Below are 24,788 nucleotides of genomic sequence, written 5' to 3'. Positions count from 1 at the left end.
AACACACACGTAAACGCCTATGCCGAAGTCTGCTTTGGCCTGAAGAAAGCGGAAGAACGACTTCGTTCCGGAGAGCGCCAAGAGCAGTTACCGGAACAGATTACAACGAAAAGCGGCAGCATCTAGCGTGACTTACTTGATGGTCACAAGGGAAGCCCGATGAAGCGTCGGTTCACCACCCTCAAAAGCGCCTTGTTCATGCTTGCGACGATGGTATTTCTGGGCGTGTTCGTCAAGGCGGGTTTCAACTACAGCGGAGTTTGCACCGAGGGTATCCCCGCTTGGCGATGACACCGTGTTGAAACGGATGAGCTCCAAGTCGTTCTTCGCGAAAGGGGCGGCATTACCTATGGCATCCGCACACCCCCAACTGCGTCAGTGCATGGAGACCGCCGGAATAGAATGCAATCGGCGTTGCTCAACGGTGTGCCAACGATAGGGCCTATACCGGAAGGACGGTCCTCCAGCGCTTTGATGGTGAGGTCTACAGCGAGAAGGCCTTGACCGGGCAAATGGCGGGATGGACGAAGCAGGCCGGGCTTTCGGCTGGCCATACCTCGAGAAACTTGCGTCGGAATTCGCGCAATCGTTGGTCCGCTCGAAATTGGACATTCTCAGCATCCGCGATCTGATGGGCCATTCGGATATCGCGACGACGCAGATCTACCTGCAAGGAATCTGGCAGGAGGACAATGCGCTGGGGGCCCGCAGGTTTATCAACGAGCGGGAGGCCAAGCGGGACGCATCAAAGCGCCAGGCTAATCTGAGGGTAGCAGGATGAACCGGCTTTTCAATCGGGACGAGCCATTTCGGGCGAACCCATAATCACTTTGGGCGCATGCCTAAAAACTCAATGATATCAAGGGGAATGGCACGCTCTAGGGGCGGCGGACTGCCCGAGCCGCGTTCGAAAAAACTAGCCCACATTGCATGGAGTGACGCTGCGACGGGAATTCCGGACAGAAACGCCTCGATACTTCTGGCGAGATCGACCTGATCGTAAGCCCCTTACAACCCTCTCGTCTATCTGGACGCCATCGAAGAACTTCAGCGTCCCGACGCGAGTTCGACTGTGTCAGGCGTCATGATCGGGCGAAAAAATTGCCTTGAGGCAGGCCTCACGAACGAAGACCATTTGCGGGGCGACCTCGTCGGTCGGAGCGAGCCTACTTGCCAGACAGCATCGTTTGCAGGACCCCATCGCGTCGAACTAGACCATGGAAGAGCGCTGCCGCCAGATGCACCATCACGAGGGCAAAGAACGCGAAGGCGAGATAGAAATGCGCGCTCCACAGCATTGTATGGAGGCTCGCGCTCTGCGGTAGGATCGGCGGAAGGCGGAACCCACCAAAAAGCACGATGGGATAGGCGGCTGCGGACATCATGGCCCAGCCGATCAGGGGCATGCCGATCATCAGCGCGTACAAGCCAACATGGGAGAGATGCGCAGCGAGTCTCATCGGCTCGGGAAGGTCTGCGGGCAGTGCTGGTGCGCCTGATACGAAGCGCACCAAAAGACGAACCAAGGCAAGAACGAGAATGGCGATTCCAAGCGTCTTGTGGGCTATCAGCAGCGGTACGTACTGCCGTCCGATGGTCGAGACCATTGCGACGCCGATGAATAGCATGGCCAGAATTCCGATCGCCATCAGCCAATGCAACAGACGCTGAACGGCGGAGAAGTGTGTTTTTACGTCCGTCATGGCTTTGCGCTCACTGCTTTTCGAGGATAGTGGCTCGCCTCACTGGTACGCAGATCATAGGATCTGGCATAAGCTGCCGATCGGGCTGCCGGGAACGGATCATCGCCAACCTTGATACCGTCAGGCAAAATGGTCGGGTCAAAATTGATATCCCGGCAGGGACCATCGACTTCAGGCTCGATTTTCTGCACCACGAGCGTTCCAGCTTCGACAGTACGCCGCTCGGGCGGCCAGGCCCTCGTCGGATCCGATGTTGGATCTGAGGGGTCGGCAACGGTCAGCACGAGTGTCCAACGCTGCGGCGATTTGGCAACGCGCTCAGTAATGTCTTCTTCGAGATGATTGGGGCCGAGTTTCGCGAATTCCGCGCCGGAGATTGGCACGGCCTGCGTTTCTGGGCGCAATGACCAACGCACTGCGTTCTTTGTACCCGCGGCATCCGTGAAAATGAATGCATTGAGACTGTTAAAAGTCACCTCCGCGTAGCTGGCCGTCCAGGGAGCCGTGGTTGCCCACTCGCCAAACGCAGCAAATTCTGGATGTGTTGCCACGAAGCCTTTCATCGCTTCTGGATCCTTACTCTTCGAGGCCTCGAGCAGGTCGTAGAACCCGTGAGGCGTCGAGACCGCGAAGACGGGTGGGTCGATTAGTGCCATGCGCCAGACGCTGTTGTCAGGCGCTGAGATTTGCACGCCGACGCCCCGCACCCGCACCGTCGGATCAGCGGCGTTCGGATCAGGCGTTGCCAAGTTGAAGCGCCCGAGAACGGGGTAGTGCCCTGCGGTGAATACCGTTGCCTTCGAAAGCGCCACAGCGGTCCCATTCGCTTCAAAGGTGCCAGTGAAGCAGACGCCCTTTGCGTGATTTCGCCGATGTCCCAGCGCGGGTCCGCCCGGAGGCGCCAGGGCGCTGACAAGTTCTGTTGAAGAAAGGCGACCGGGCGAAAGCCATCCGGCAGTGTAGGCAAAGGCGCCGACGCTGAAACCAACCACCGCGGCAATCAGCATCAAAGATCCGAGAGCGGAACGCTGCGAGCCCGGCATACAAGCCTCTCCGTGTTTAGCAGTTTCTCTTGCGATGCTAGGAAATCAAAACTAGTGCGTTGAAAGACGATGACGCGGGTTTCAGCGCTTCTCCTGTTCTTTGGCCACGGAGGATGGCATTGTTGTTGAGCGTGGTCAAATCGGACTTCATAACGGAAAGTGCATCCTCAATGGCCGGGATGGGCCACCTGGAAGAGGTGGCGAATCGTGCTGTGATCGATGTTGGATGCTGATCAGCTGAACGCCTAGTCATTCGACAGGTGAACTCGCTCTCCACTCGCAGTTATTGGTGAGCCCCGGTCGGTAATCATGTCGGCGTTCCGCTGGGGCGGCTCGCGAGAACGATATTCGTCGCTTTCATGGCTCCTTCCTTTGTCGAGGATCAAGCGAGCAAATCCCGATTCGGCGCCATCATCAGGCAACAGTGATGGGGCCTTGATGTTCACGCGCGTTGCAAGCATGGACCGAAGCATCGAAGCATCGAAGCATCGAAGCATCGAAGCTTCAGGCGGGGCACGGCTCGCCAGTCACTAATCGGGCAAGAAGATCTCCAGCCTCGGAGCCAGGGACACCGAGGTCACGGACTGAGTCCATGTGGTTCCGAGCTGCCAGGATCTTCAGGACCGCCGGGAGCCCTTGCCCTCGCAAGGTAGACAGAAACGCATTAGATTGCGCGTGAAAAGGATCTGTCTCTTTTGCTCCGACCGCTAGGATAACGCGGCAGTGCGGGTCGTGGTTGTGAGAGAGAGGTGTGAAGCGCGCCACCTCTTCATCCGATAGCGCAATCTCGTTTTGAAGAAACGACCGCTGCAATGGAGCGAGGTCGTAAAGGCCACCGAGCAAGAACGCACCTTCGATGCCGGAGGGGATGGTAGTCCCATGAAATAGGAAGCTTGCCAGGTGTGCGCCTGCCGAATGCCCGCTCACCGTTAGTGTCGAGGGGTCGCCTCCATACTCTGCGATGTGGTCAATCACCCATCGTTTGGCGCGTACGACTTGGTCGACAAGGACCTCCATCCTGTGGGCAGGCATTAATGCATAGTCGACGATGACCGCGATCGCGCCTGTCTGGGTGACGGTGTTTGCGACACAGGAATAGTCGCGCTTGGAAAACATCCGCCAATAGCCCCCATGGATGAACATGTGGACCGGAAGGTTCTTTCGTGTCCCTTCCGGATAGAAGATATCCAAGCTTTCGGAGGGACCGTCGCCATAGACGACGTTCCCAGTCATTGATAGAGTTTCGCGAGTTCTTTCACTCGCTTTCACGATCTCGCTGACAATGCTGTCGAAGTGCGCAACATGATCACGTATGCGAAATGGGTCCGTTTCCACGATTGCTCCCCAGCTCAGAAACTTGTTGCGATATATTTCGCTTCCATGAATTCGGCAATGCCATGATGCTGACCACCCTCGCGGCCAAGGCCGCTTTGCTTCACACCGCCAAACGGGGCTGCAGGATCGGATACAAGACCACGGTTTAAAGCAATCATCCCAGCCTCGATGCCGTTGGAGACCCGCAGCCCGCGTGCAAGGTCGCGCGTATAGACGTAGGCAGCCAGGCCGTATTCCGTGTCATTGGCTCTCCGGACGGCTTCTTCCTCGGTTTCGAAGCGATAGAGCGGCGCGACCGGACCGAAGATTTCCTCTGAGGCCATCTCTGACTCAAATGGTACATCCGCCAGAACAGTCGGAGGATAAAAATAGCCCTCACCTGCCGGGGCGTCGCCGCCACAGAGTACACGGGCTCCTCGGACCTTTGCATCGTCCACGAGGCGTGCGATCTTGTCGACCGCCTTGCGGGTGATCATTGGACCGCATTCGGTGTCCCCGGAAACTCCCGACCCCATAATTAGCGCGCCCATGCGCCTTGTGAGGCCTTCGGCAAATGCATCGTATATCCCCGACTGGACGTAGAAGCGGTTGGCCGCGGTGCAGGCTTCGCCGGCGTTTCGCATCTTGGCGATCATCGCACCGTCAAGGGCCGCTTCCAAATCTGCGTCGTCGAACACCACGAAGGGTGCGTTGCCGCCCAACTCCATGGAGCAGGAGATGACGTTCTTCGCAGCCTCGGCCAAGAGGCCGCGACCGACACCAGTCGATCCTGTAAAAGAGAGCTTTCTGACACGTGGATCCGCGAGAACCTCTGCCGTTAATGGTCCGGGGCTGGTCGTCGTCAGTACGTTTACGACACCGTTCGGCACCCCGGCCTCCTCGTAGATTGCAGCCAATGCGTAAGCAGTGAGCGGTGTTTCGCTGGCGGGCTTCAGTATCACGGTGCAACCAGCAGCAAGCGCAGGCGCGATCTTCCGGCTAGCCATCGCCGCCGGAAAATTCCACGGCGTGATCAGCAGGCAGATGCCTATCGGCTGGTAGTCGACGATGATGCGATTGGTGCCTGATGGCGCTATGCCGAACTCGCCCGTAATGCGGACAGCTTCTTCCGCATTCCAGCGGAAGAACTCGGCTGCGTAGGCGACCTCACCACGCGCGTCGCGCAACGCCTTGCCATTTTCCAGCGAGATCAGTGTCGCCAGCATCTCGGAGCGCTCGATCATAAGCTCGAAGCACCGGCGCAGTATCTCGGAGCGCTTGCGTGGCGGCGTAGCCCGCCATCCCGGCGCTGCAGCGGATGCAGCTTCGACACCGGCGCGGGCATCCTCGATCGTGGCATCCGGCACGGTGGCGAGAACCTCGCCCGTCGAAGGGTTCACCACGTCGATTGTCCGACTGGACCGAGATGGCTGCCAGGCTCCATCGATGTAGAGGCCGCGTGCGGTCGCCGTGAGATCCGGCAGTTGGTGGTCGGCTTGAGGTATGTGTTGGGCAATGGTCATGATGCTTCCCCGATTCTCTTAGATGGCGGATGCGGCGAGATCGCCTTCGTAGGCCGCTCTGACGAGACGCTTCATGGCGTCGAGATCAAAAGACCGCGGATTGTTTTTGATGAGCCTGTCGATGCCGAAGGCCTGTTCAGCGGTCCAGTCCAGCTTGTCGGCAGCGAGGCCCAGATCCGCGAGCGTCCGTGTAATGCCTATTGTTGCAAACAGCCTGCGGATCTCTTCGATGGCGGCGACTGCAAGTTCTTCCTCGCTACCGTTCGGGTTGTCGAGGCCGAGCGCGGTGCCGATTTCGGCCATCTCGGCAGCGGACACGGATCTGTTGTAATTCATCACATAGGGCATCATGGTAGCGACACCGAGACCGTGTGCTGTGTGGGTCAGCGCTCCGGCCGGATATTGGATTGCGTGAGCCGCAGCGGTCCCTGCAGTCCCGAAGGCACATCCGGCCGCCAACGCACCCATCATGACATCTGCCCGTGCGTCTTCATCGGAGCCATTCTTGCAGGCCCTCTCCAGGCTGCGGCCGAGAAGCTTGATCGCCAGCAACGCGAAATGATCGGTAAGAGCGCTCTTTCCGATGAATACATGGTTCTGAGCAAGCAGCGGATCGGTACCGCGTCGCGCCGCGGTGAAGGCCTCGATTGCGTGGGTGAGGGCGTCGGCGCCCGCAATCGCCGTCAGTCCGGGCGGGCAGGTCATCGTAAGTTCGGGATCGCAGATGGCGGTCGTGGCGATCAGATAGGGACTGGATATCCCGACCTTGAGCGTGCGTTCGGAATCGGAAATGACAGCGACGGGCGTGACTTCGGACCCCGTCCCCGCCGTCGTCGGCACAGCGATGATAGGAAGCGTCGGGCCGGGAACCTTGTACTCGCCGTAGTAGTCCTTCAACTGCCCGCCATGGCTAAGGAGCAAGGCGGCACACTTTGCCATGTCCAGGCAGCTTCCTCCACCAATGCCAATCACCATGTCCGGGTGAAAGATTCGTGCTTCCTCCACACAGACGGAAACTGTCTCGATGGGAACGTCCGGCTGGACACCATCGTGGATCAGTACTTCGATCGAGGCGGCCTCGAGCGCCTTCACGATATCCGCGAAGACGGGCGTAGCAGCGAACCGCTCGTCAGTGCATAGCAACGCACGCTTGCCCAGCCTCGCGGCAATGTGCGGGAGGGCATGACGTTGTCCCTTGCCGAAGAGAATTTCCTGGGGAAGCCGAATGGCGGCGAAAAGGGTCATTGTGCATGTCCTTTGACAAGTGCTTCGTTTGAGCGGGAAAGGGCGTTAAGTTCGTCCCAAAGCCTTCCAGGAATCTCGATTCCGTCGCAGAGCGCCTGCTGGCGGCGCGACCAGGTGCCGTCGCCAGGGACCGTTACTGGTCGTGTGGGCTCGGCTGGACGCGATTTCCGGATGCGATCGAGGTAGGTACTGAAGCAAGCAAGGAGGTCGGGCTGCTTGCCGGCGTCGATAGCAATCAACACGTCCCCCTTGTTGCAGATGGCATCGGCATCCAGCGTTCCACGGACGTCAGGCGCAGTCGATGAGTCAGCAATCGAGGCCACCAGCAATTCAAGTGCCATACCAAGAGCGTATCCCTTGGCGTCGCCGAACGGAGCGATCGACCCGTTCATTGCAGCGGCGGCGTCGGTCGTCATTCCTCCGTCGCTGTCGCGTGCCCAACCCTCCGGGATCGCGCATCCGTTTGCCGCATGGTGATGGATCTTCCCCATTGAAACCACAGAGGTCGCGAGATCGACGACCAGCGGTCGGTCCGCAGTCGGCACGGCAATCGCAAGGGGATTGGTACCGAGGAGGGGCGTTGTTCCGCCATATGGGTGGGTGGACGAGTGCCTCACTCGAAGATAGCGCGATCCCGATGATGCCGTCTTTCGCGAGGTGCTCTACGTAATAGGCCAGCATTCCCAGGTGGTTTGAGTTCCTGATGCCAGCAACGGCCACGCCTGTCGAAGAAGCTCGTTCAGAGAGCATGGTGCATGCCTGGAGCGCGACCACTGGCCCCAGTCCGCGCAGACCGTCGATCTTCAGGAATGACGGCGTTCGCCAGTGTGATTTCCCTTGGGTGCTTGGATCGATGAGACCATTGCCAATTCTCTGAAGAATCCTCGGCAGCCTTTGAAGGCCGTGCGATGGATGACCTCTCAACTCTGCTTCGACGAGAACGTCGGTTTGCTGCAAAGCGTATGAACGAGGGGTCCCTTTTTCCTCGAGAAGGTTCCTCACCAGGTCCGCCGCTATCTCCCTCTTTACTCTCACGACAGCTCCAAATAAAATCCTATAGGATATAGTATTGAATATCGGCGAGCATCGTGTTAGCGATTGGTTCTGTCAAGAGGCAATAGATGATGCAGAATAGAACACCCACGATCGTTAACGATGCGCCGGACACGGGCGCGTTCATCCCGAGGGCCAATAGTCTTGCGGGAAGCGTCTATGAGGCAATCTTCGCCCAATTGATGGCTTTGAAGATTCCCCCAGGCGCAAGGATCAATGTCGATAATCTGGTGCGCGAACTGAATGTCTCGCAGACGCCCATCCGCGAAGCGCTTGGGCGGCTGGAAGGGGAGGGACTGGTAGTCAAGACCCACCTAATCGGTTACAGCGCGGCTCCCCAGATCGCCCGACGCCGCTTCGACGAGCTTTATCAGCTGCGTCTTCTGCTTGAGCCGGACAGCGCAGCCAGAGCGGCCCTCGCGATGGACGATGAAAAGCTTGCAACGCTTCGCGAAGCAGCCGGAGTGATGGGGCGACGTGATGGCACCGATGAGCGCCTTCGCTATTCGACCTTCGCGCGCCAGGACGCAATGTTCCACGACCGTATCCTCGAATATGCGGGCAACGAGCTCATCCGCGAGACGCTCAATCACCAGCACACGCATTTCCATATCTTCCGTCTGATGTTCCACTCACGGGTGACCGAGGAGGCTCTCGACGAACACGAAGCGTTACTGACGGCATTCGCTGCAGGCGACGCTTCTGCCGCCGAGAAGGCGATGCGCGTCCACCTTGAGCATTCGCGGGACAGGCTGCTCCCAGCTTTCGATTGAGGAATCTGCGATGTCGAGCGTTGTCAGCATTCAGAGAGATGGAAGAGCGCCCGTGGTTCAGGCCGATGACCTCGCACGTCAGCCGGTGTTGCGTGCCGAAAACCTTTCCAAGGAATATGGCCCGGTCACGGTTCTTTCGGATGTGACACTGGACATCCTCCCCGGCGAGATTCACGCGATCATCGGCGAGAACGGTGCCGGCAAATCGACTTTCATGCGGCTTCTGTCCGGCTACGCCGAACCTACGGCAGGTTCGCTGAGCATGGACAAGGGCGTGGTCCGATTTGTCGGGCCTGAGCAGGCCCAGCAGGCTGGTATTGTTCTGGTCCACCAGGAAATTCTGCTTGCCGATGCCCTGACTGTCGCGGAAAACCTGTTCCTCGGCCGCGAATTGATGCGCAACGGAGTCGTTGACGACCGGACGATGCGCCGTCTCGCCGCTGAGAAGCTGGCCGAACTCGGAAGCATGGTTTCCCCCAATGCTCTGGTGCGAAACATCTCGCTTGCCGACCGCCAGCTTGTCCAGATCGCTCGGGCGCTGCTGGATGATCATAGGCTGGTGATCTTCGACGAACCGACAGCCGTCCTTACGGGGGACGAGGTCGAGCGATTGCTGTCGATCATCTTGCAACTCAAGGCGCAGGAGATTGCTGTCCTCTATATCAGCCACCGTCTCGACGAGGTGCAGCGAATTGCAGACAAGGTCACGGTGCTGCGCGACGGCAAGCTGGTCGGCACGCACCCGGGCCACAGTCTCAGTCAGTTGGACATGGCGCGTTTGATGGTCGGACGCGACCTCGCGGCGCTCTATCCGGAAAAGTCACCCGCGGCCACTGGTGAAAAGATGCTTTCAGTCCGGAACCTGTCAGTTCCGGGTTTTGCAAAGGATATCACCTTCGACGTTCGCAAGTCCGAGATCCTCGGCTTCGCCGGAATGATCGGGGCGGGCCGGACGGAGCTATTCGAAGGGATCATGGGGTTGAGACCGGCAACTGGCGAGGTCGAGCTCGAAGGCAAGTCCATCAACATTCATTCGGCGCGGGCGGCGATCGACGCCGGGATCGGTTACTTGACCGAAGACCGGAAGGGAAAAGGCCTTCTCCTCCAGGAGCGGCTTGCACCCAACCTCACCCTGTCCGCGCTTCAACGGTTTCATCCCGGTTTGTTAATGCGGCGACGTCGCGAACAGACCGCTCTGACACAGGCTGTCGATCAATACGACATCCGATTGAAGAGTCTTGGGATGAAAGCAGGACAGCTATCCGGTGGCAATCAACAAAAGCTCCTGCTTGCGAAGGTATTGTTGACCGCACCTTCGGTCGTCGTCATCGACGAGCCGACGCGTGGCATCGATATCGCCAACAAGGCGCAGATTTACGCATTCGTCCAGCGGCTCGTGGCGGAGGGGAAGGCGTGCGTCGTGATCTCCTCCGAAATGCAGGAACTGATCGGGATCTGCGATCGAATTCTTGTGATGCGGGAAGGGCGCATCGCGGGGGAGGTCTCAGGAGACGAAATGACGGAGCACAACGTCGCGCTTCTGGCGACAAGCGACGCTGCTCCGGGAAAAGGCGAGGGAGGAAACAGATGACTGTTATTACGGGTTCGACCCCGGTCAAACCGGAGCGGGAATGGAATATCGGATGGGCGGATGTGGGACCATTTATGGCTCTGATCGCATTGCTGGCAATCGGTTTTGCGGTCAATCCGGATTTCCTCTCCGCGACCAATCTCGGCAACGTCATCACCCGCAGCGCCTTCATTGCGATCATCGCGGTCGGGGCAACCTTCGTCATCTCGTCGGGCGGCCTTGATCTCTCCGTGGGCTCCATGGCCGCATTCATCACCGGGATCACGATCATGTTCATGAACCGGATGGCACCCGACTGGGGTGTTTCGGCAATCCCGGCCGGGATGGTGGTGGCGATTGCCGTGGGTCTCCTCTGCGGATTGATGAACGGCATTATTGTGACTGTCGGCAAGATCGAGCCGTTCATCGCGACCCTCGGAACAATGGGCATCTTCAGGGCACTGATCACGTACATGTCCGACGGCGGCACGATCCCGATTGATCGCACCCTCCGCGACGCGTACCGCCCCGTGTACTTCGGCACCGTCGCGGGCATCCCGTTGCCGATAATGATCTCGATTGCCGTCGCTGTCGTCGCCTCGTTCATTCTCTACAAGATGAAGTACGGGCGCAAATGCGCCGCGGTCGGGGCCAACGAGGACGTTGCCCGCTATTCCGGCATATCGATAATCAAGACCCGCACGATCGCCTACGCCATCCAGGGTGCCTGCGTTGCGATCGCCGCGATCTGCTACGTGCCGCGTCTTGGCGCGGCCACCCCGACGACTGGCGTTCTCTGGGAGCTCCAAGTCATCACGGCAGTTGTCATCGGCGGAACTGCACTCCGCGGCGGCAAGGGTCACGTCTGGGGCACGGTTGCCGGAGCGGTCATCCTGGAACTCATCGCCAACCTGATGGTGCTATCCGACTTCGTTTCCGAATACCTGGTGGCGGGCGTCCAGGGCGTGATCATCATCATCGCGATGCTCATTCAGAGGTTCTCGAAATAATCCGCGTCCGGACCGCGCGGCGAATGAATTTTGTCGGTCCTATTCTGGGAGGAATGAATGTTGAAGAGGAAATGGGTTGTGGCACTCGCCGCAAGCACGGTGCTGCTCGCGGGTCACGCATTCGGCGCAGACAAGAAAGTGGTGGCCGTGTCGATCCCGGCTGCCGACCACGGTTGGACGGCAGGCATCGTCTATCACGCGCAGGCCGCAGCAAAGGAAATCAATGCCGCGTTTCCGGACGTGGAGGTGGTGGTAAAGACCTCGCCTTCGGCAACGGCGCAGGTGAGCGCGCTTGAGGATCTGTCGGCCGGACGCAAACTCGATGCTCTGGTGATCTTGCCTTACACGTCCGAGGAACTGACGACCCCCGTCAAGGCTGTAAAGGATGCGGGAACCTTCATCACGGTCGTCGACCGCGGCCTGAACGATCCAACGATCCAGGACCTATACCTGGCTGGCGATAACATCGCCGTCGGACGCAACACTGCAAAATTCATGATCGACAAACTGGGCGGCAAGGGGAACCTCGTCGTGTTGCGGGGAATTCCGACAGTGATCGATGACGAGCGCATTCAAGGATTCCAGGACGCCATCAAGGGCACTGACCTCAAGGTACTCGACATCCAGTATGCGAACTGGAACAGTGATGAAGCCTTCAAGCTGATGCAGGACTATCTGGCCAAATACCCTCAGATCGACGCCGTATGGGCAAACGACGACGACATGCTGCTTGGGGTGCTCGAAGCGGTCAAGGAATCCGGGCGCAAGGATATCAAGCTGGCACTCGGCGGCAATGGCATGAAGGACATCGTCAAGAAGGTCATCGACGGAGACGCCATGACCCCGGTCGAAACGCCATACCCGCCAGCGATGATCAAGACCGCGATCTACATGACGGTCGCCAACTTGGTCGGACAGGCTCCCACCAGAGGAAACGTCAAGCTCGACGCGCCTCTCATCACGCAGGCGAATGCGAAGGAGTATTACTTCCCGGACTCGCCGTTCTAATCATAGAAACAGGGGTGGCAAGGAGCCACCCCGCCGCATGAACAAAGAGGAGTAAATCATGCCAGGCAAGAAGATACTGATGCTGACCGGTGAATTCACCGAAGAGTACGAGATCTACGTTTTCCAGCAGGCGATGGAAGCAGTTGGCCATACGGTCCATGTCATCTGCCCTGATAAGAAAGCCGGAGATCTCATCAAGACCTCGCTTCATGACTTCGAAGGCGATCAAACCTATACCGAGAAGCTCGGACACTTCTTCACCATCAACAAGACATTCTCAGAAGCCGAAGTGCAGCTAGACCAATATCACGCTGTTTATGCTGCCGGTGGCCGCGGTCCGGAATACATCCGCACCGACAAACGTGTGCAGGCCATCGTCCGTCATTTCCACGAGAAGCAGAAGCCGATCTTCACGATCTGCCATGGCGTGCAGATACTTATTGCGGTCGACGGCGTCGTGCGCGGGAAGAAAGTCGGTGCGCTCGGCGCTTGCGAGCCGGAAGTCACACTCGCAGGCGGTACCTACATCGACCTTTCGCCGACCGAGGCCTACGTTGACGGCACGATGGTATCCGCAAAGGGATGGACGGCGCTCGCCGCATTTATCCGGGAATGCCTGAAAGTGCTCGGGACAGAGATTCACCACCGGGATGATGTTGCACAGGCAGCCTAAGCTCCAGCGACCTCTCTATCAGGGTCGCCGTCGCACGGCGGCCCCAAACCGGAAGTTTTACTGCTTCCGATGCACCCTGCGTTTGCGGCCAAGATTGAAGGGGTGAGGCACACTCCGGTCTGCATGGGATCTGGCGAGCTGAGGTTCACGGCCGCTTCTCCGTTCATCGCGCAAGCCGCTGCCAATTGACAACTCGACATTATTTCTCGAATTTTCGCGTCAACGCGCCACTGGTAAACGCGTCCAAAGGCGGCTTTAGCTCCATGTGGGACCCGGCCCCGCGGTGAAAAGGGTCGTGGGCTCATCCAGCCGTCAAACGCATCCATTGAGGCCGATCAATTCGGGACCTCCTTCGGGTGGCTCGCTAATAGGCGGCCAGGCGACTATGCGCAATGAAGGAGAAAAGATCGTCCGATCGGTGATCCCGCGGGAAATGGGATTTCGTCTGGCGCCCGGGCAAGATAGCGCCTAAAAGTAGAACTATCCATCTCACACTCTAGGAAGCCGAGCATGAGCGACGAAGACTTCAAGAGGAATGAATTGGTCGTCCGTAGCGGCCAAAGGATCGCTGTCGGGGACAAATGGCTAGATATTCGCGACAACGGAGGCCCCGTGAGTTTTGTCGATATCATCACTGAAGCCCGCCACAACACCGGGGTCGTTTGCCTCGCGTTTGGCTCCGCCATTGTGGACGGAAACAACAGTGGCATCTGCGACATCGCCAGCCGCTTGCGTATGAACATGAGCACCGCACAGCTGTTGCATCGGCTTTTGGGAGATATGATAGCAGATGCCTTGAAGCCCGCCGACCTTTCCAAGGCTAACTGAGCTTTGATCTTGGCCACATTACAGCCGGGCTCTCGGAGTCGCGGTGCATCCCGTCATCTCTCGATCAAGCGGCTCATCCTGTCTTTGTTCGCGTTTGCTGGTCGTTTTGAGAAGTTAAAGGTTCGTAACGAAACTTCGACTACACCGCCATCGGATGTCACGGCAGGTTCAGAAGCGACGGCCTGATTAATCCTCCTTCGAAGGCTACGATGGAGCGACCTATCGCTCTTCTCGTTCGGCGCGCGATCGCGGCCGCCATCGCCAGGAAATATGGGAAGCCTCGGATGCAACATTCACCGGATCTGGGCCGACCGCGACCAACGATGCAGCCATCAACAACGGCGGCACCGCGCAGATCACGAGCAGCGACACAGATTATGCTTGGATAGATACGGCATTTTATATTTATTGATATCAGTTTCATCAATCATGCTTGAGGATATCTATGCCGGCAGTCACCATTCGCAATATTTCTGATGAAACACATCGCGCCCTACGCGTACGCGCGGCTCATCATGGCCGCAGCACCGAGGCCGAAATTCGTGACATTATCGAGGCGGCGGTTCGCCCGCCTGAACGCATTAAGCTGGGTTCGCTATTAACGGGCATTGGGCGCGACGCTGACCTCTCCAATTCGGACGTCGAAGCTCTGCAGCAGAATCGCGATGAGACACCTGCAGAACCGATGACTTTCGAATGATCCTGTTTGACACCAATGTGATATCGGAGCCTTGGAAGCCAGTTCCTGATGGCGACCAGTCCTCGTCGGATTAACCAATTCATTTCGTCTGCTGACATCGATCTCTCGTATCCTGTAGCCGTTTCAACGCCCTTTGGCAGAAAGGAGACGCAAGCCGGAGTTTTCGTGCCTGAAATGGCCGGGCGATCTCATGCCAACAAGCGCCACTATCGCATCCGCGACGGTCTCCGCTGGGATGGCGCCGTAACGAGCTAGCGGACCAAGCAGGACCGGCGTGAGCGTCGCGAAGATATGCTGACCGATCGTCTCCCACACGCGCCGCTCCCCACGACCACCAATGAGAAAGCCCGGACGGATCAGGTCAACTCGCTCAAAGCCGAGATTGTTGACTGACTCTTCGATCCTGCCCTTTGTCTGGAGATAGAAGCCTGGCCCACCGGCGCCAGCCGAAGTCACAAGAATAAATTGGCGTGCCCCAAGCTCGCGAGCACCTTGCGCGACTGCAAGAACGTAATCGTGGTCAATGCGAAACATAGCGGGTTGAGATCCGGCCGTGCGGATGGTCGTTCCCAGACAGGAGATCGCCGTATCGATGCCACCGGGTGCGACGATCCCGATAAGATCCTTTGGCGTCTTGCAAAGTTCCTCATAGTCGATCGCATGACCAGGCGCCGCTGATCCACGCCGGACCAGACTCGTGAGCTGCATGCCTGATCGTTCCGCGAGGCGGGCCTTCACAAGTCCGCCCACCAGACCGGTGCTGCCGGCAAGAAGGATGCGTTGGTTCATGCCTTGTCTCCCTCGGTAGGTCCGGGGGCGTCGGTCCGTTCGTATGCAAAGCTGTCGTTCAATGAAGCCCGCCTGTTACCATGGCATCAGACCTGGCTGTGTTCATCTCGCGCCAGCGGTTGGGCGGCATGCCCTCCCATTCGCGAAAGGCGCGATAAAAGGAGGTTGTATCCTGATAGCCGAGCAGGCAAGCAACCTCGTCGATGTCGGTCGTGGGGTCCGCAAGCAGATGGCGGCCCATATCTCGGCGCGTGTCGGTCAAGAGGTTACGGAAGGTCGAGCCTGTCTCGGTGATGCGTCGTTGGAGACTGCGTTCACTCATGCCTAGTTGCTTCGCCACGTCGGACAGGCCCGGTTGACCGCTCGCCAAGTTGCGCTTCAAAATGATCTTCACCTGTTCAGCGACGGAGCTTTGCGCCTCCAGTTCGCCGAGCGCAGCGCTGAGCGCCGGTGTCAGCATCTCCAGCATATCGGGATTGTGGCTAGGGAACGGCTTGTCGAGATCGGCAGCGTCCAGCACCAGCAGGTTACGCGAAGCACCGGTGCGGACCGGGCAGCCAAAATATTCGGCATACGCCGTGTTCACCGGATCCGGTCTGGCAAGATCCAGCCGTCGCGGCACGATTGCTCCCCTGGTCGCGCGCCGCCCCATTTCCACGAGCGTCGCGAATGTGATGTCGACGGAAATCGCAGGCTCAGTTCCAGTAGCGAAGGGCCACTCAGTGGAGATTATGCAATCACCATTGGCCTCGGCAATATGCAATTGCTCCGGTGTGCAGAGGCGCTTGAAGCGCGCGAGACGCGCCAGTCCGTCGCGATAGTCGCGGGCATAGAAAGCCGCGAGGCTCGACGGTGGATGGACTGCCGTGTCAACCGTCTGCACCATGCGAATGCCAAGCATCGGATCGCCCGACAGGTCCGAGAGTGCCTGCATCAATGCAAAATACTGCGTTGATGTAACGAAGGTCTGACCGCCTAGATGCAGCGTGGCCTGCAACCGGGCCTGCCGCAAAAGCGCGGCGGGACGGACGCCGAGCTCCTCGATCGCCCGCCAGAAAGCCAGCGGAATTTTGCATTTATCGGCTTGCGTCATCGGCAACTCCTTCTATGCCCGTTGGGCTTTCAAGGCTTTGGATATCCCCGTCGCCATCCACATCATACCGTCGAAAGCGCGATCGGACAGAACGCGACGCATGAAGATCATAGGCTTGGCGCCGAAGCCAATTGCATAACGAGTCCTGGGCTTCGATGCGGTCACGGCCTTCGCGATAGTATCGGCAATGACTTGCGGAGGCGACTGGCGCTTCCGGCTATCCTCGCCGACCATAGATTCCGCCATGGCATTGGCCTGTACCGCGTACGGACCTTGACCGGAGGTCTGGCGCAACTTGTCCGCGGCAATGCCTGCCCATTCGGTTTTGATGCCACCCGGCTCGATGACAACCACGTCGATGCCGAAAGGCTGCAATTCCATGCGGAGGCAGTCACTGATCGCCTCGAGCGCAAACTTGGTGCCGTGATACCAGTCTCCGAGCGGCGTATGGATCTTGCCGCCCATCGAGGTGATGTTGACGATGGTGCCCGACCGCTGCGCCCGCATGCTAGGCAGGGCAAGCTGGATCAGTCTGACCGCGCCAAAGACATTGACGTCGAACTGCGCGCGCCTCGTCCATCGGAACATCCTCGACAGCGCCGTAGGAGCCGTAGCCGGCATTGTTGACGAGCACGTCGATGCGGCCCGCTTCTGCGACGATTGCGTCGATTCCCGCCTGCATGGAAGCGTCGTCGGTCACGTCCATCGCGAAAATCTTGATATCGGATTTGGTCAGGTGTCGCATGCGGTCAATACGTCGCGCGGCGGCGTAAACCATATAGCCGAGGCTCTTGAGTTTGAGGGCAGTGGTTTCCCCGATACCTGAGGAAGCACCGGTGACGAGTGCGACTTTTGTGGCCATGTGAACGGTTCCTTTGTTCCAACGATTAGTCCAAGCGGCCCTTTTGAGACAGCGTCTTTTCTGAAACTTGGACTAGCGCTGGTCACCCGCCATTGCATTGGCATTAGGTGTCACAGGACTTGCACATTGCGCCAACGCGGTGGCTCGAAGCACTTGGTTATCAAGAAGTCGTTATTCGCCTTTTGGCGCTGGTTTGGACCTAGAGCCTGCTCATTCTCCCTGCAGCCAGTGGTGGCCGAAGGAAATTTCAAATGGGTATTGCACAATATGATCCCGCCTCACTGGGCGCCCGGCCTGGAACGCCGGCAGGAAGGTCGACATAGAGAGGCCGCTGAAACAGCGGCAAATTTAGGCAATTCGTTTCTCTCGATAGAGCGGGGCGTATGCGAGACCGAGCACTGTTCGATCTCGCGAGCGACAGCAAGCCACGAGGCTGCGATCTCGTAAAGATCAAGATCGGAACGCTCGTCACCGGGGGCCAGGAGATCCGAACACAAGCAACGGTCATCCGGCAAAAAACCGGACGTCCTGTACAGTTCGAGACTACGGCGGAAGTCAGGGCAAGTTTGCTCGCATGGAAGAGGCGGCACCATAGATGACTTCGCATTTCCAGGCCCAGTCGATCACGCTGATCATCTCAGCACCCGCCACTATGCTAGGCTGGTCGATAAGTGGGTCACTGCGATCGGATTGCGTTGGGAAGATTACGGCACGCACTCTCTTCGACGCACGAAGGCTGCGATGATCTACAAGGCTACCGGAAATCTTCGTGCGATCCAGATATTGCTCGGTCATACCAAGATCGAGAACACGGTCAGGTATCTGGGTGTCGACATCGAGGATGCGCTGGAACTGGCGGAACGTACTGAAATTTGAAAGTGCGCGGCCTCGTGCCACGCGGGGCCGCGCATCTTCGCGGCCCCATTTCAGCCGTTCAGATACTATGGTCAGTGTCCCAAGCGCTGCCATCGAGTTGAGCGCAATAAAACTCAAAGACGACAGCAATGCCAGCCATGCTGGCATGTCGATGGTGACAGATCGTCCGGCCAACGTTGGGTCCGGTCGATGTCGTCAAGACCTGATGAACGAGAGCAGGTCGGGGTTGAGGACATCCGCATGTGTGGTCAGCATGCCATGGGGGTAGCCCGGATAGGTCTTCAGCGACCCGTTCTTGAGGAGGTCGACCGCACGCGGCACGGAACTCGCGAAGGGGACGACTTGATCGGCCTCGCCGTGCATGACCAACACCGGCACGGTGATCTTCTTGAGGTCTTCGGTATAATCTTCCAGCCAAGAGTCGACAGTCGCGTGGTGAGCGAGAGCACCACCGGCCATGCCCTGGCGCCACCAGTTCGCAATGATCGCCTCCGAAGGCTCGGCCTCGTCAAGGTTGTAACCGTAGAACGGGTTCTCAGGGACGAACCGGAAGAACTGCGACCGGTTGCCCAGCACGCCCGCGCGGATCGCTTCGAACCACTCCGGCGGCTGACCGGACGGGTTTTCCTCGCTCCGGTACATGTTCGGCGTCAGGGAAGCGACCAGTACCGCTTTCGCGACGCGCTCCGGGTGGCGGGCGACATAGCGAGCCACTTCACCGCCACCTGTGGAGTGGCCGATGTGGATCGCATCGCGCAGATTGAGGTGCCCGGTCAGGGCCGCGAGGTCGGCAACCCAGTGGTCCATGTCGTTTCCTGTGCCGGGCTGGTCGGACCGGCCGTGGCCGCGCCGGTCGTGGGCGATCACCCGGTAGCCCTGGCGAAGGAAGAACGTCATTTGGGCGTCCCAGTCGTCCGCCGACAGCGGCCAGCCGTGGCTGAAAACGATCGGCTGGCCTGAGCCCCAGTCCTTGTAGAAGATGTTTACGCCGTCCGTGGTCGTGATTGTAGGCATCGGGTCGCTCCATCTGCCCTGTTAAACATTCCTTTTGGACACAGTTGATTGCGAAATACCTCCGGTGAGGCGCGTTCGACTATATCCCAAAATTGCGACGTTAATTAAATCTCCTTCTATCAAAGACAAATACCTTGTACGTTCGAGCTATGCCTTAAAGGTATAGCGAGGACCCGATGGAACTGAGGCATTTGCGCTATTTTGTTGCTGTTGCCGAGGAGGGAAGCTTACTGACCGCAGCCGATCGGCGGCTACATACTTCCCAGCCCTCGCTCAGCAGGCAAATTCGCGATCTGGAAACCGAAATCGGTGTAAAACTGCTGGAACGGCAACCGCGCGGCGTGACGCTCACCGCCGCGGGTAAAGTGTTTCTTGATCATGCGCGGCTGGCGTTATTGCAAGTCGAGGCGGCTGCGGAAGGGGCTCGGCGGGCAGAACGGCCGGAAAAGCAGTCGTTCGTTATAGGTTTTCTCGCGGGACAAGAGGTCGTGTGGCTACCCCATGCATTGCGCATTATTCGTGAGGAAGCGCCGGAGGTTGAAATCATTCTGTCCAGTCAGTCTTCCCCGGACCTTGCTCTGGCACTGATGCGAGGCAAGCTGGACGTCGCTTTCCTTCGCCCCGAGACGCAGAGTGTTGGTGTGTCCTTCAAGTTTTTGGCCAAGGAGCCACTGATCGCCGTACTGCCGGCGGACCATCGCTTGACGTCGCGCAAAAAGATCCGGCCGCAGGACCTTGCCCGCGAAACTTACGTCAGTTCGGCCAGAATTTCTCCCGTACTGCAATCCGTGATCCAAGATTACGCGACGAACGTTGGGATCACACTCAAGGCAGAGTACGAAGGTGACGGCCTACCATCAGCAATGTCGCTCGTCGTGTCGACCGGTGGAGTAACGCTTATTCCGCTTTATGCGCAAAATATGCTGACGCCAAATGTCGTTGCTAGAGCACTTGAGGGTGTGCCTCCGACAATTGATCTCACATTAGGATACAACGATTCGAATTCCTCACCTTTGCTCCGCCGATTTTTGTCTCGTTCTGACGAATTAGTTGCCAACGTACAAAATCAGAGCATCATCCGCTATGCCGAAGTTCCATACTAGAGATCGAGCTCATGCGATTTCTGCTTCTTGGCGTGCTCCGGAATTTTGTTAAGCAACTCGAATTTCGGTCGGCTAATGTCTGCAATCAAAGTCAAGGCCGAACGTTCGGTCATTCGGGAGGGCCCGCCCTGAGCAAGCTTTAGCGCAAATGCTCTGCATCGGCCGGGCCCTTGGGCTCGTCCGCGATCCATGTGAGCGAAGCTCCATGCGGGTCGGTCCAGGCGACAGGAGAGCGGTTCACAGATAGGAGGAAGCGCCCGGGTGGCCAGCTTGTTCCTGCTCGCGTGGCGATGGACGGGAATGCGCGGGGGAACTCGTTCGATACCCAATACGGAGCGAGACGCATCGCCTGTTCGGCGAAAGCCTCTCTGTCTGCGAGGTCGGAGATGTAGTCGAGAACGGCCGTGTGAAAGACGACAAGGGTGGCGTCCTTTGGCGCTTCGCCGCAGAGCCGAACGAACTCGCTCCCGCGCAGGTCACCCTTCACGATCCGTGGCTTGACTGTGGCGGCGATTTTCACGGCGGCCTGCAGATTGGCAAGCCGTTTCGTCTGCTCTGGCCAGACCAGCGTCTCAAGCCATGCGACTTGCACAGGATCTGAAGCATCAATTGGACTCAGGTCCAAGCCCGCTCGCCAGACAACGTGTGGCGCGGCCGCCGGCAATGGGGTGATCTCGCTGGCGGAGCAACGGAAGACTGGCGGCTCCAAGGCCATCACGGGTGCGCGGATCGCCTTGTGGCCGTAGTCGTAGCCATAGAGGTCGGGCATGAGGCAGAGCCCTGCGGAGGTCCCGACTTCGAGGAGCGCTAGCGGCTGCGGCAATCGCGCCAGGACGGGGAGCAGCGAAGCGCACCTTCCTGGTTCGTTGGTTTGTGTCGAACGCTCGAGCATCAGCGAACGGACAGCGTCGGGATGGGCCAGGAGCACCTGTCGGAACTCGGTCCAGCCCGTCGGCGTGCCGAACAGGTGACGCACCGCCGCAAGCAGAAGGTTCGGTTGCCTTTTCATGTCCGGCAGGGTCGATAGGAAGCTGAGGGTCTCCCGGTCTGCAGCAACCGCACGAGCTAACGCCTCGTAGAGCGGCGAACGGCCGAGGGCTTCTGCATCGGCGAAGCGAACATACCGGGCTGAGATCTCAGCCAAGCCCTCCTCGTCCATGTCCGCTGACCCTCGATTTCGACGTCTGGCACGGTACACGATCTTAGGATCTAATGGCAGGCAAATATGGACTTCGGATGCGCACGGCAAAGGCCCGCCGGCTAAAAGATCGCCCATGCAAAAACGCGAGGTTCTTCGAAAAGGCGGTTTCCTACCTGATGTGATCGCCAGATTTGCTTTGCAGTTGGCGGGACAAATCCAATCGGCGGCAGGCGAATTTGCGCAGGCTGTAGTGGCAACTGCTTCTATTCCTGCGGACACTCAGACGGCGATCGCGGTCGGAGGCTGAAGTTACGGCAACGGCGACCGCTCGGATGGTGTCGCCGAGGATAAGTGCACGACGCTCGTTCAACACGCGTAATGCTCGGTCATCGAGGACGTTGTGGGTGCATAATTGAATTCAGAAGAGGGCAACGTTCTTTCCGAATTCGAAGCGCTCGTCCGGCAAGCACGACAACTTGAAAGAAAGCAGCAACTCGAGGCTCAGAGCCATGGTGCTTGAAGCATCTTATGAAGCATCCGTAAATCGGTAGTTCACTCTCGAGTAAATCTGTTCAAATCCGGTTGCGATGAGATTCGCGTGAGAGATGTTCGGCACTTGGGCCGACGGCTGGGCGGTTTCGACGACGAACGTCTGAACGCCCTGACGGGCGCCATGATTTAGACGCGCAGCAATAAGAGCCTTCTGCGCGCCGCGATTACGAAACTCGGGAACTGTCGCGCCGCCGCCAAGCCATGCATAGTTGCCTGACGCGTACATCGCACCTGTCGCTATCGGCTTGCCGCCTAACTCAGCGAAAAAGCAAGTCCAACCTTCTTTCCCGACGATTGCAGACCAGAGCGGTATCAGCCTTTCTGGAAAGTTAAATCCGGCACACATCATCGAACCGAAAATTTCGGCGTCGTCTATATTTACCTCTCGGGTGGTGACTTCTCCAGCGTAGGCGAGCGGCGCGGCTGGAGCTGCTCGTCGCAGCTTTGCCCATCCGTTCCCCTCAGGAAACAGGCCTCGTGTCCTTATCCAATCGAGTACCTGAAGAGGAACGACGTCGGTGTTCATTTGCAAATAGCGGCGGCCTGTCTTTTTGGTCATCCATTCGTAGGCCTTTTCGACGTCATCGAGTGCGGCAAGACCAAGAATGCGGTTGAGACCGATTGCGGGCGCTGCGGGCAGCGATATTGCGCAACCTGCACCCAGCTGCATGCAACAAAACTTAGCCTCGTCCACGACCGTCTGCGGTGCGATCATGAACAGGTCCACAAATGCTCGAGCCTCAATGATATCTTCCTCGGGCACAAGTTGGCGGAAGCTTATTAGACGATCCATGGCAGTGTCCTTGAAAAGTTCCATAAGAGAGCGAGGAGGCACCGCGGCTTGGCCTTGCTGGGACGAACGCCGACTACTGCAACGGCAGCTAGGTGAGGAAATTCACGATTGCAGTGGCGACTTCAAAGGCATGCGTCTCTAGTGCAAAATGCCCAGTATCGACGAAGCGAATCTCGGCATTCGGCAGGTCCCGTTTGAAGGCTTCTGCGCCGGCAGGCAGAAAGAATGGATCCTTGTCGCCCCAGATAGCCAAAAACTTCGGCTGATTCTGGCGTAAATAGCGTTGGAACATTGGATATAGAGCAACATTGCTCGCGTAATCGAGTGCAATGTCGAGCTGGATTTCTTCAGCGTCCTGGCGCGCCATGTAGAAGGCATCGAGTGAATACCCGTCGGGAGACACCGTTGATAAGTCCGAAACCCCGTGTTCGTATTGCCAACGAATGGCGGGAGGTTTCATGATTTCGCGTAGTGCGTCCCGATTGGCCACCGTCGGCTCGGACCAGTATCGCTTTATCGGGTTCCAGACGTCGCTCAACCCTTCTTCGTAGGCATTGCCATTTTGGGAGATAATCGCGGTCACCCGCTCGGGATACTCCATCGCGATGCGCAAACCGATCGGTGCACCAATATCGAAAGCGTAGAGCGTAAATCGCTCGAAGCCCAAAACCTCAATGAACCTTTTTATGCAGTTGGCAAGATTGTCGAAGGTGTAGGCGAAGTTTTCACGCGAGGGCGCCTGTGACTGGCCGAACCCCGGTATATCCGGCGCGATCAAGTGGAACCGATCGGCGAGCAGTGGCATGAGATCACGAAACATGTGGCTTGAAGACGGAAAACCGTGCAGCAACAGCAGGATCGGTTTTGTTGGCTCCCCGGCTTGCCGATAGAACATCTCGTAACCGTCGATATTGATGCGGTGGTAGGTTGAACGCTTCATCTTGTCCTCGCTTTAAAAGCTAAAATCGCTGAGGCAGGGGTGTTCATCCGGTCGCCGGCCAAGCTGCCAGTGGAAGCGTCGATCCGCGGCAAGGATCGGCAAATCGTTGATGCAAGCGAAGCGTTTTTGCATGAGCCCATCGGCTTCGAACTCCCAATTTTCGTTCCCGTATGACCGAAACCACCTACCGCTGTCGTCATGCCATTCATAGGCAAAGCGAACCGCGATGCGATTGCCGGTAAAGGCCCAAAGCTCCTTGATCAGTCGATATTCGAGCTCGCGTTGCCATTTCCGGGTTAGAAAGCCAACGATCGCTTCGCGGCCGGTTACAAATTCCGAGCGGTTGCGCCACTGGCTGTCCTCGCTATAGGCCAGCGCAACCTTTTCGGGATTCCGACTATTCCAGCCATCCTCGGCAAGTCGAACCTTTTCTGTTGCGAACCCGTTGAAAACGGAGGCAAAAGTGGTCTTGTGGCGTCCATTATTCTTCTCCCAAGGCGGCGGCGAGCCGGGCACGCAGCTCTGTATTTTCCGTTTCCAGTTGACCCAAACGCTCGCGCAACGGTGTCACCGCTTTCTCCACCTCGCCTTCGGTGTAGCGTGGAGTGATGTGCTGAGGGCAATTCCAGTCGAAGGCCTCCAGGCGTAGCCGTAAAATCCGCTCGGTTTTCGCCCGGTAGCCCGCATCGAAAACAAGGTCGGTGAGTGCCGGGTCGGCATCGAGTGCCAGCCTCTCGACATGCATATAGATCTTGAGACGGGCGCGTCGCGGATAATCGATTAAAAAGAGACAGACTCGGTCGTTTGCGGCGAAGTTGCCGGTGCTGATATATTGGCGGTTACCCCGGTAGTCGGCGAAAGCCAGCGTCTTGTTGTCGACGGCTTTGAGAAAGCCCTGCGGCCCACCGCGATGCTGGACATAGGGCCAGTCGGTTTCCGACACAGAGGCGATATAGAAGCTGTCTCGTGCCGCTATGAAGGCAAGTTCACTCTCGGTGAAACTATCAGACGCGCAATGGTGCTCGGCTAACCATATCTGATCAGCACCCATTTCAGCTTGGGCCTGCCGCACATTCGGAGTGATTGCAACTTCCAGAAAGTGGTAAGGCATGGGTGGGCTCCCAAATTCGAAATATAGTATCCGCTATTCAGCGGTGCGACCTCGATTTGGTGGAGCCTCGG

At 58.2% G+C, this 24,788-nt stretch carries 22 protein-coding genes and 4 pseudogenes; 11 read left to right on the top strand and 15 right to left on the bottom strand.

The features are described from left to right. Nucleotides 1-520: 520 nt before the first annotated feature. Nucleotides 521-781: a tyrosine-type recombinase/integrase gene (locus RHIBUN_RS0124220; RefSeq protein WP_025661545.1), complete on the top strand. Its 261-nt coding sequence runs from the start codon at nt 521-523 to the stop codon at nt 779-781. 385 nt (nt 782-1,166) lie between these two features. On the opposite strand, the gene RHIBUN_RS0124215 is transcribed toward RHIBUN_RS0124220, so the two are convergent. The 6 genes and pseudogenes from RHIBUN_RS0124215 to RHIBUN_RS33870 all read right to left on the bottom strand — a co-directional run bounded on the left by RHIBUN_RS0124215 (nt 1,167) and on the right by RHIBUN_RS33870 (nt 7,845). Beyond that, nucleotides 1,167-1,703, bottom strand: a complete 537-nt coding sequence (locus tag RHIBUN_RS0124215; RefSeq protein WP_025661544.1) for a cytochrome b — start codon at nt 1,701-1,703, stop codon at nt 1,167-1,169. Then, nucleotides 1,700-2,746 (bottom strand): catalase family peroxidase, encoded by a 1,047-nt coding sequence (locus tag RHIBUN_RS0124210; protein ID WP_025661543.1) that lies wholly within the window; start codon nt 2,744-2,746, stop codon nt 1,700-1,702. Before RHIBUN_RS0124210 ends, RHIBUN_RS0124215 begins: the two co-directional genes overlap by 4 nt. A 504-nt stretch (nt 2,747-3,250) precedes the next feature. Beyond that, nucleotides 3,251-3,979: an alpha/beta hydrolase gene (locus RHIBUN_RS0124200; RefSeq protein ID WP_084659802.1), complete on the bottom strand. Its 729-nt coding sequence runs from the start codon at nt 3,977-3,979 to the stop codon at nt 3,251-3,253. A 116-nt stretch (nt 3,980-4,095) separates the two neighbouring features. Then, complete coding sequence (locus RHIBUN_RS0124195; RefSeq protein ID WP_025661540.1) at nt 4,096-5,583, bottom strand: NAD-dependent succinate-semialdehyde dehydrogenase; 1,488 nt, start codon at nt 5,581-5,583, stop codon at nt 4,096-4,098. Between the two features lie 18 nt (nt 5,584-5,601). Continuing rightward, a complete protein-coding gene (locus RHIBUN_RS0124190; protein ID WP_025661539.1) occupies nt 5,602-6,828 on the bottom strand; it encodes an iron-containing alcohol dehydrogenase in 1,227 nt (408 codons plus the stop codon). Beyond that, nucleotides 6,825-7,845, bottom strand: a pseudogene (locus RHIBUN_RS33870) (Ldh family oxidoreductase). The gene RHIBUN_RS0124190 and the pseudogene RHIBUN_RS33870 overlap by 4 nt, the downstream one beginning before the upstream one ends. A 107-nt stretch (nt 7,846-7,952) precedes the next feature. Between RHIBUN_RS33870 and RHIBUN_RS0124180 the strand changes: the two are divergent. From RHIBUN_RS0124180 to RHIBUN_RS0124150, 7 genes are all read left to right on the top strand, one after another. Beyond that, complete coding sequence (locus tag RHIBUN_RS0124180; protein WP_018858167.1) at nt 7,953-8,654, top strand: GntR family transcriptional regulator; 702 nt, start codon at nt 7,953-7,955, stop codon at nt 8,652-8,654. A gap of 52 nt (nt 8,655-8,706) precedes the next feature. After that, nucleotides 8,707-10,245, top strand: a complete 1,539-nt coding sequence (locus RHIBUN_RS0124175) for a sugar ABC transporter ATP-binding protein (RefSeq protein WP_025661538.1) — start codon at nt 8,707-8,709, stop codon at nt 10,243-10,245. Continuing rightward, complete coding sequence (locus tag RHIBUN_RS0124170; RefSeq protein ID WP_025661537.1) at nt 10,242-11,234, top strand: ABC transporter permease; 993 nt, start codon at nt 10,242-10,244, stop codon at nt 11,232-11,234. Before RHIBUN_RS0124175 ends, RHIBUN_RS0124170 begins: the two co-directional genes overlap by 4 nt. A gap of 57 nt (nt 11,235-11,291) precedes the next feature. Continuing rightward, nucleotides 11,292-12,242 carry a substrate-binding domain-containing protein gene (locus RHIBUN_RS0124165; protein WP_037217502.1) on the top strand — a complete coding sequence of 317 codons (951 nt, stop codon included), beginning with the start codon at nt 11,292-11,294 and terminating at the stop codon, nt 12,240-12,242. A 58-nt stretch (nt 12,243-12,300) separates the two neighbouring features. Next, complete coding sequence (locus tag RHIBUN_RS0124160) at nt 12,301-12,915, top strand: DJ-1/PfpI family protein (RefSeq protein ID WP_018858163.1); 615 nt, start codon at nt 12,301-12,303, stop codon at nt 12,913-12,915. 510 nt (nt 12,916-13,425) lie between these two features. After that, nucleotides 13,426-13,743 carry a hypothetical protein gene (locus RHIBUN_RS0124155; protein ID WP_025661535.1) on the top strand — a complete coding sequence of 106 codons (318 nt, stop codon included), beginning with the start codon at nt 13,426-13,428 and terminating at the stop codon, nt 13,741-13,743. Between the two features lie 445 nt (nt 13,744-14,188). Further along, the gene (locus tag RHIBUN_RS0124150; RefSeq protein WP_025661534.1) at nt 14,189-14,443 is read left to right on the top strand and encodes a plasmid stabilization protein; all 255 of its coding nucleotides are present in this window, start codon (nt 14,189-14,191) and stop codon (nt 14,441-14,443) included. Nucleotides 14,444-14,566: 123 nt separating this feature from the next. Here RHIBUN_RS0124150 and RHIBUN_RS0124145 read toward each other — a convergent pair whose 3' ends face one another. The 3 genes and pseudogenes from RHIBUN_RS0124145 to RHIBUN_RS33865 all read right to left on the bottom strand — a co-directional run bounded on the left by RHIBUN_RS0124145 (nt 14,567) and on the right by RHIBUN_RS33865 (nt 17,187). Then, on the bottom strand, nt 14,567-15,232 hold the full coding sequence (locus tag RHIBUN_RS0124145) for an NAD(P)H-binding protein (RefSeq protein ID WP_025661533.1): 666 nt from the start codon (nt 15,230-15,232) through the stop codon (nt 14,567-14,569). Nucleotides 15,233-15,290: 58 nt separating this feature from the next. Beyond that, complete coding sequence (locus RHIBUN_RS0124140; protein WP_025661532.1) at nt 15,291-16,325, bottom strand: AraC family transcriptional regulator; 1,035 nt, start codon at nt 16,323-16,325, stop codon at nt 15,291-15,293. Nucleotides 16,326-16,337: 12 nt separating this feature from the next. Next, nucleotides 16,338-17,187 (bottom strand): annotated as a pseudogene (locus RHIBUN_RS33865) (oxidoreductase). Between the two features lie 251 nt (nt 17,188-17,438). Here RHIBUN_RS33865 and RHIBUN_RS35640 point away from each other — a divergent pair. Further along, a pseudogene (locus RHIBUN_RS35640) lies at nt 17,439-18,063 on the top strand (tyrosine-type recombinase/integrase). A 195-nt stretch (nt 18,064-18,258) separates the two neighbouring features. On the opposite strand, the gene RHIBUN_RS0124125 reads toward RHIBUN_RS35640, so the two are convergent. Then, nucleotides 18,259-19,077, bottom strand: coding sequence for an alpha/beta hydrolase (locus RHIBUN_RS0124125; RefSeq protein WP_025661530.1), 819 nt, complete (start codon nt 19,075-19,077; stop codon nt 18,259-18,261). 176 nt (nt 19,078-19,253) lie between these two features. Between RHIBUN_RS0124125 and RHIBUN_RS0124120 the strand changes: the two genes are divergently transcribed. Beyond that, a complete protein-coding gene (locus tag RHIBUN_RS0124120; RefSeq protein WP_025661529.1) occupies nt 19,254-20,180 on the top strand; it encodes a LysR family transcriptional regulator in 927 nt (308 codons plus the stop codon). A 139-nt stretch (nt 20,181-20,319) separates the two neighbouring features. Here RHIBUN_RS0124120 and RHIBUN_RS0124110 read toward each other — a convergent pair whose 3' ends face one another. Continuing rightward, on the bottom strand, nt 20,320-21,324 hold the full coding sequence (locus tag RHIBUN_RS0124110) for a DUF2332 domain-containing protein (RefSeq protein WP_025661528.1): 1,005 nt from the start codon (nt 21,322-21,324) through the stop codon (nt 20,320-20,322). A gap of 130 nt (nt 21,325-21,454) precedes the next feature. On the opposite strand from RHIBUN_RS0124110, the gene RHIBUN_RS36515 reads away from it, so the two are divergent. After that, nucleotides 21,455-21,628, top strand: a complete 174-nt coding sequence (locus RHIBUN_RS36515; protein WP_156932746.1) for a hypothetical protein — start codon at nt 21,455-21,457, stop codon at nt 21,626-21,628. A gap of 219 nt (nt 21,629-21,847) precedes the next feature. Here the strand turns inward: RHIBUN_RS36515 and RHIBUN_RS0124095 are convergent, their stop codons facing one another. From RHIBUN_RS0124095 to RHIBUN_RS0124080, 4 genes and pseudogenes are all read right to left on the bottom strand, one after another. Next, nucleotides 21,848-22,666 (bottom strand): GNAT family N-acetyltransferase, encoded by an 819-nt coding sequence (locus tag RHIBUN_RS0124095; RefSeq protein WP_025661527.1) that lies wholly within the window; start codon nt 22,664-22,666, stop codon nt 21,848-21,850. An 88-nt stretch (nt 22,667-22,754) separates the two neighbouring features. Further along, a complete protein-coding gene (locus tag RHIBUN_RS0124090) occupies nt 22,755-23,606 on the bottom strand; it encodes an alpha/beta hydrolase (RefSeq protein WP_025661526.1) in 852 nt (283 codons plus the stop codon). Nucleotides 23,607-23,618: 12 nt separating this feature from the next. Then, nucleotides 23,619-24,088 (bottom strand): annotated as a pseudogene (locus tag RHIBUN_RS33860) (nuclear transport factor 2 family protein). Continuing rightward, nucleotides 24,088-24,717: a pyridoxamine 5'-phosphate oxidase family protein gene (locus tag RHIBUN_RS0124080; RefSeq protein WP_025661525.1), complete on the bottom strand. Its 630-nt coding sequence runs from the start codon at nt 24,715-24,717 to the stop codon at nt 24,088-24,090. Before RHIBUN_RS0124080 ends, RHIBUN_RS33860 begins: the two are co-directional and overlap by 1 nt. Between the last annotated feature and the right edge of the window lie 71 nt (nt 24,718-24,788).

The organism is Rhizobium sp. IBUN (genome assembly GCF_000510625.1).
Taxonomy (GTDB): Bacteria; Pseudomonadota; Alphaproteobacteria; order Rhizobiales; family Rhizobiaceae; genus Rhizobium; species Rhizobium altiplani.
Note: the sequence above shows the minus strand (reverse complement) of the source record. Positions and strands in the feature narration are given on the sequence as shown.

Excerpts from the sequence above, each read along its gene's own strand:
- RHIBUN_RS0124145 (WP_025661533.1), bottom strand. The coding sequence starts at position 15,232 with ATGAACCAACGCATCCTTCTTGCCGGCAGCACCGGTCTGGTGGGCGGA.
- RHIBUN_RS36515 (WP_156932746.1), top strand. The coding sequence starts at position 21,455 with ATGCAAAAACGCGAGGTTCTTCGAAAAGGCGGTTTCCTACCTGATGTG.
- RHIBUN_RS0124210 (WP_025661543.1), bottom strand. The coding sequence starts at position 2,746 with ATGCCGGGCTCGCAGCGTTCCGCTCTCGGATCTTTGATGCTGATTGCC.
- RHIBUN_RS0124190 (WP_025661539.1), bottom strand. The coding sequence starts at position 6,828 with ATGACCCTTTTCGCCGCCATTCGGCTTCCCCAGGAAATTCTCTTCGGC.
- RHIBUN_RS0124140 (WP_025661532.1), bottom strand. The coding sequence starts at position 16,325 with ATGACGCAAGCCGATAAATGCAAAATTCCGCTGGCTTTCTGGCGGGCG.
- RHIBUN_RS0124160 (WP_018858163.1), top strand. The coding sequence starts at position 12,301 with ATGCCAGGCAAGAAGATACTGATGCTGACCGGTGAATTCACCGAAGAG.
- RHIBUN_RS0124170 (WP_025661537.1), top strand. The coding sequence starts at position 10,242 with ATGACTGTTATTACGGGTTCGACCCCGGTCAAACCGGAGCGGGAATGG.
- RHIBUN_RS0124220 (WP_025661545.1), top strand. The coding sequence starts at position 521 with ATGGACGAAGCAGGCCGGGCTTTCGGCTGGCCATACCTCGAGAAACTT.
- RHIBUN_RS0124165 (WP_037217502.1), top strand. The coding sequence starts at position 11,292 with ATGTTGAAGAGGAAATGGGTTGTGGCACTCGCCGCAAGCACGGTGCTG.
- RHIBUN_RS0124080 (WP_025661525.1), bottom strand. The coding sequence starts at position 24,717 with ATGCCTTACCACTTTCTGGAAGTTGCAATCACTCCGAATGTGCGGCAG.
- RHIBUN_RS0124200 (WP_084659802.1), bottom strand. The coding sequence starts at position 3,979 with ATGACTGGGAACGTCGTCTATGGCGACGGTCCCTCCGAAAGCTTGGAT.
- RHIBUN_RS0124095 (WP_025661527.1), bottom strand. The coding sequence starts at position 22,666 with ATGGATCGTCTAATAAGCTTCCGCCAACTTGTGCCCGAGGAAGATATC.
- RHIBUN_RS0124150 (WP_025661534.1), top strand. The coding sequence starts at position 14,189 with ATGCCGGCAGTCACCATTCGCAATATTTCTGATGAAACACATCGCGCC.
- RHIBUN_RS0124120 (WP_025661529.1), top strand. The coding sequence starts at position 19,254 with ATGGAACTGAGGCATTTGCGCTATTTTGTTGCTGTTGCCGAGGAGGGA.
- RHIBUN_RS0124195 (WP_025661540.1), bottom strand. The coding sequence starts at position 5,583 with ATGACCATTGCCCAACACATACCTCAAGCCGACCACCAACTGCCGGAT.
- RHIBUN_RS0124125 (WP_025661530.1), bottom strand. The coding sequence starts at position 19,077 with ATGCCTACAATCACGACCACGGACGGCGTAAACATCTTCTACAAGGAC.
- RHIBUN_RS0124215 (WP_025661544.1), bottom strand. The coding sequence starts at position 1,703 with ATGACGGACGTAAAAACACACTTCTCCGCCGTTCAGCGTCTGTTGCAT.
- RHIBUN_RS0124155 (WP_025661535.1), top strand. The coding sequence starts at position 13,426 with ATGAGCGACGAAGACTTCAAGAGGAATGAATTGGTCGTCCGTAGCGGC.
- RHIBUN_RS0124180 (WP_018858167.1), top strand. The coding sequence starts at position 7,953 with ATGCAGAATAGAACACCCACGATCGTTAACGATGCGCCGGACACGGGC.
- RHIBUN_RS0124090 (WP_025661526.1), bottom strand. The coding sequence starts at position 23,606 with ATGAAGCGTTCAACCTACCACCGCATCAATATCGACGGTTACGAGATG.